Source organism: Pseudomonas sp. P4_C3, from assembly GCF_056402075.1.
Genome location: NZ_JBFUIC010000305.1, coordinates 1 through 4,688 on the forward strand (window position 1 = coordinate 1; position 4,688 = coordinate 4,688).

Below are 4,688 nucleotides of genomic sequence, written 5' to 3' on the forward strand. Positions count from 1 at the left end.
GTCCGTCGTTTTCGGGCCGGTGCGGCATTACGGCAGGCTCCACACCTGCCTGCGTCCGGTCTTCTTTTTACAGATATATAGCTAGGAAGGTGGCGACACCGGCGACACCGGCGACAAGCCAAGTCCCACGTGGCCGGGAGGGTGGCGACAAAAGTGGCGACAGTCGCCACTTTTGAGGCTGTTTGCCTGGGCCACTTGACCCGTTCTTTGAGTCGGTATAACAATTACCGCACGGATCGCTGTCGTTGACAGCACCAGCCCAGGTAGCCAGAACCTTCAAGGCTACGTCACTTGCGTGGTGGTTCTTCCGAAGTGCGATTAGCGTCCGGCGGCTCGCACGTTCACTCCCCGAGAGTGATGGATGCCTACTCGACTTATCTGTCCACTGCGGCAGACGATGGACCTTCCTCGCTGCGTTGCAGCAACCTCACCTTCCGGCACACTTCGCTGCGCTAATCCGCGCCCGTCTCTTTCTCCCGGAAAGAGACGGGCGCTCGTATCACTGCTGCAAGCCACGTCTTACATGGCATTGCCGCAATTCTCCTCGTGACAATCGGCGTGACAACTCCGATGTGTCTCCATCCGCAACGACACAGGCACCGGTGCCGCAGCCTATGGAAAAGCTGTACCTGACTGACAGTCAGGGATGTCCCAGGTGTCGATGTTGTTGCCCTCTCCCACTCAGGATCTCCAGGTGTCGAACTCGTCAGTCGGCACAGTCTCCACCCGCCCGCATTTTCGGATGCGTTTAAGGAGGCCAGATTCATGGGGGCATGCCCTTGCTCTTGGTCGTAAGGAGCCGTTCGTTCCGCGTCAGTGAACACCTCACAGGCCGCAGGGGCCTTGATCCCTGATAACACTCAACAGCCGTGGCGGGACTACGTGAGGACAACCAGAAATGAACGAGGAGAGGGCCCATGCAGCAGTTAGATCCGAAGCTTGTACTACCACGACCGCCTCGACCGCTGATTGAGTCGAATCTAGTGGCCCAGCCTTATCCGGTGCAGGCACTGGGTGGGATTCTTGGGCCTGCGGTTGAGCGCATGGCCGAGGTGATCGGCGTGCCCCAAGCACTTGCTGCGCAATCGGTGTTAGCTGCCTCGGCCCTGGCCACCCAAGGCCATGCGGGGTTACAACTCGACGGAAGAAATTATCCACTGTCGCTGTACCTGATCACCGTGGCCGCGTCCGGCGATCGCAAAACGGCGGCAGATCGATTTGCATTGCTGCCAGCACGGCAATGGGAGCGCGAGCAGTGGCAGCGCTACCGCGAACAACTCGCCCGGTACCGCGTTGCACAGCGACAGGCGCAGCGTATAAACCCTGCCGAGCTCGACCCCACAATAAACGTACCGCTTGAAGCGGAGCCCTCTGCCCCCCGACTTATCACCACAGACCCAACCATCGAGGCCCTGATCAAAGGGCTCTGCCATGACTTGCCCAGTATGGGCCTGTTCTGTGACGAAGGCGGACAGTTCCTCGGCAGCAGCACCATGAGTCGGGATAACCGCTTGAAAGCGGTCACGACCTTATCGTCACTCTGGGATGGCAGCCCGATAGATCGCGCGCGCTCCATGGTTGGTGAAAGCCTGCGGGCTTATGATCGGCGCTTGAGCCTGCACCTGATGCTGCAGCCGTACTTGGCCATGCAGTTACTCAGTGATCCGTTGCTGCAGGGGCAAGGCATCCTAGGTCGCTGCCTGATGACCTGGCCCACCAGCCTGGCTGGACAACGTAGCTATCAGGCTGTCGACTTGTCGAAAGACGCCGTCCTAAAGCGATATCACCACCGCCTTTCGGCCCTGTTTCATCAGCCTTGGTCACTTTCCGCTGACGGTGCTCTGCAGCTGTCACCGCTGACCCTCAGTCCGTTGGCCCGCCGTCGCTGGATTGATCTGCATGATGCCATCGAAGCCCAACTGGGTGAGTTTGGCGAGCTGGCCAGCGTACGGCCTAGCGGATCGAAGGCCGCCGATAACCTGCTGCGCGTCGCTGGTATCCTGGCAGTCGTGGAGGAGAGCGGGGTTGTGGAGGTCGACCATATCCAACGGGCCTCCGCTTTAGTCGGCTACTACCTCACCGAGATCCAGCGCCTGACCGAACAGGAACCGGTGTGCCGGGTAAAGGAGGAGGCGGACCGGCTGCTGCGCTGGCTGCAGGTCAAGCATTGGAAGCGCTTCAGTATTCGAGAGCTGAATCGCAACGGTCCCCGTTTTGCCCGTAAGAGCAGTCGCCATGCCGCCAAGCTGCTGGTCGAGTTGATTGATCATCAGTGGTTGACCACCGACGGCCACACCTTTGAGGTGCGCCATGTTCAATCTTGATGAAGCACTGCGCAACCACCTAGCTCAACGCCAAAATGAGCCGAAAGCGCGGTTTGTCGCCGCGAGTGTCGCCACTTTGTCGCCACGCTCAAAGCCAGGCAGGACAAGGGTTGTCGCCGCTGTCGCAGATGTCGCCACCCTCCGTAAAGCTAGCACCTCGACGACAGTCATCATCCAATGGTTGAAAGAGGAGGGCGCGCATCTTTACGTCACCGACAACACGCTGTGTTTTCGCCCGACTGATTGGACCCAGTTCGCTATCGTGAGTGCCCACTGGCGAGCYCTTTTGCATGATCTCGCGGCAGTCGATCAGGAACAGAAAAATGGCTCGGATCGGTAAGCGAGCGGGGCGTAATTTTGGCTTCGGTCGCCAGCTCAGCTATGCCGGACCACAAGCACTGAAAGATCTGTTTGGCGACGGCCATTTTGCTACCGTCAAAGCCCATAGCGATCGCTGGCAGGCATTCGTGAATTGGTGTCGATCCGAGGAAGGGCCGAGGCTCAATGACGCGCGACAGATCGACCGCGAGATCCTCATGCGGTACGCCTTCCATATGCGCGAGCAGGTTGATCAGGGCAATGTTGGCATCGCCACCGCGCAGAACCGTCTGTCCAGCGTGAACCGAACGATGGCTGCGCTGCGCGGTGATCAGTACGTCAAAATTCCCAGTCCGAGCAAGGCGCTGGGCTTGCAGCGCTCAAGCGTGCGTAGCGATGCGCCGCAAGGCCAAGACCGTGTGCAGGTCAGGCTAATTACGCAGGCGCTGTCAGAGCGTCAGCAGGCGAGGGTGAGTGCCATTGTGCTCCTCGCTCGGGAGACCGGCATGCGCCTGCGTGAAACGATCTTGGCGGACCTGCCCCGACTGCAACGAGAGGCCCAGCGACTGGGTAAGATCAACATCCAGGATGGCACCAAAGGCGGTCGATCAGGCGCGTCCGCACCGCGTTGGATTACGGTCACGGATCAAGTCCGCGGCGCCCTGGATATAGCCTGCGAGGCGTCACCCAGTGGCAGTAGGAATTTGTTGGCGCCCGATGAAAGCTACAAAGACTTCATACAAAAGGTCGTGCGGCCGGCACGCGACCTCCTGCATGAACAAGGTTTGAAAGGCTTCCATGAACTGCGGGCAGCTTACGCCTGTGAGCGCTATGAACAACTGACCGGCTTCCCTGCACCCATCAATGGCGGTCGTGGTCATCGAGAAGATCGCCAGCTCGATCAGCGTGCGCGAGAGCAAATCAGCCATGAGTTGGGACATAACCGCATGGATGTGGTGAGTGCCTACATCGGAGGTCGGCGATGAAGCCCGAGTTCGACATGGCGTTGTTTCTGAGTCCGGTGCTCAAAGGTGCGTACGCAACGCGCCAGCGGCACATCAGGCAAGCAGAAAGGATGCACGAGGCGATTCGTGAACGCTGGAGTTGTGAGACCCCCTGGTCCTGGAAGGAAAAGCACGCCCGATGGTTTTTAGAGCACTATCTGCGTTGCTCTGCACCAGCGACCGTCTATTACTATGAATTAACAGCAGGATTGATCCGCCGCAGAAAGGCGCAACTTGTGGTTGTCTGATAGATCTCTTAAGCGTGAGCCCCTCAGTATGGGAATGCGGAGCCTTCCCATACTCAGGGGCTTGGCCGAAGAAGCGCAGGCATGCGAGAGATTTAGCGATAGTCGTCATTTCTGTCGGCGTGCTCCACGACACGGATGGCATGGATTGTCGCCGGTGATGCTTAGCGTATCGGCACCACGTTACGGTCCCTGGTTTGATTTATGGCAGATGCCGACAGGCTGCCGGTGGCCGCCTTCTGGATATGTTCACTCCACCAGGCCATCATCGGACGCCGGCGTTCGATGTAATCCGTCCGGTTGTAGGCGCTACGAACTTCGTCCTTGTCGACATGCGCCAGCGCGACCTCGATCAGCTCCGGATCCCAGCCATGCTCATTCAGGATGGTGCTCGCCATCGAGCGCAAGCCGTGGCTGACTAGACGGTCCTGAAAGCCCATGCGCTTCAACGCCATGTTGGCGGTCTGGCTATTGGCATGGGTGCGGGGGTTTCTATCTGAGGGGAACACGTACTCTCTGTTACCGCTGAGTTGCTTGAGTGTCTCCAGTAACGAAAGTGCCTGATCGGTAAGAGGGATTGTGTGCGGCCGACGCTTTTTCATGCGCTCTGGCGGAATGGTCCAAATGCACTTGTCGAAGTCGATATCTGCCCATCGTGTGGTGGCTGCTTCGGCAGGGCGGGTCATCGTGTGCAACTGCCATTCGATCAGGCAGCGGGTCGTGCGCTTGATGCTGGCGTTCGCGATTTCCATCATGAGCTCGGGAAGCTCCTCAGGTGGTAGCGCAGCCATGTTCTC

5 protein-coding genes are annotated in these 4,688 nt (G+C 58.9%); 4 read left to right on the forward strand and 1 reads right to left on the reverse strand.

Annotation, left to right across the window (positions count from 1 at the left end; translation table 11 throughout):
* Positions 1–917 precede the first annotated feature (917 nt).
* The 4 genes from AC1DVH_RS26240 to AC1DVH_RS26255 are packed head-to-tail and all read left to right on the forward strand — an operon-like array spanning position 918 to position 3,894.
* The gene (locus tag AC1DVH_RS26240) at positions 918–2,324 is read left to right on the forward strand and encodes a YfjI family protein (RefSeq protein ID WP_477756249.1); all 1,407 of its coding nucleotides are present in this window, start codon (positions 918–920) and stop codon (positions 2,322–2,324) included.
* Entirely contained in the window at positions 2,311–2,664 is a 354-nt protein-coding gene (locus tag AC1DVH_RS26245) for a hypothetical protein (protein ID WP_184336832.1), read from the forward strand. The genes AC1DVH_RS26240 and AC1DVH_RS26245 overlap by 14 nt, the downstream gene beginning before the upstream one ends.
* A complete protein-coding gene (locus AC1DVH_RS26250; RefSeq protein WP_184336833.1) occupies positions 2,648–3,628 on the forward strand; it encodes an integrase domain-containing protein in 981 nt (326 codons plus the stop codon). The genes AC1DVH_RS26245 and AC1DVH_RS26250 overlap by 17 nt, the downstream gene beginning before the upstream one ends.
* Positions 3,625–3,894, forward strand: a complete 270-nt coding sequence (locus AC1DVH_RS26255) for a hypothetical protein (protein WP_184336834.1) — start codon at positions 3,625–3,627, stop codon at positions 3,892–3,894. The genes AC1DVH_RS26250 and AC1DVH_RS26255 overlap by 4 nt, the downstream gene beginning before the upstream one ends.
* Positions 3,895–4,055: 161 nt before the next feature.
* Here AC1DVH_RS26255 and AC1DVH_RS26260 read toward each other — a convergent pair.
* A partial coding sequence (locus AC1DVH_RS26260) for a tyrosine-type recombinase/integrase (protein WP_477756250.1) occupies positions 4,056–4,688 on the reverse strand: 633 nt, incomplete at its 5' end.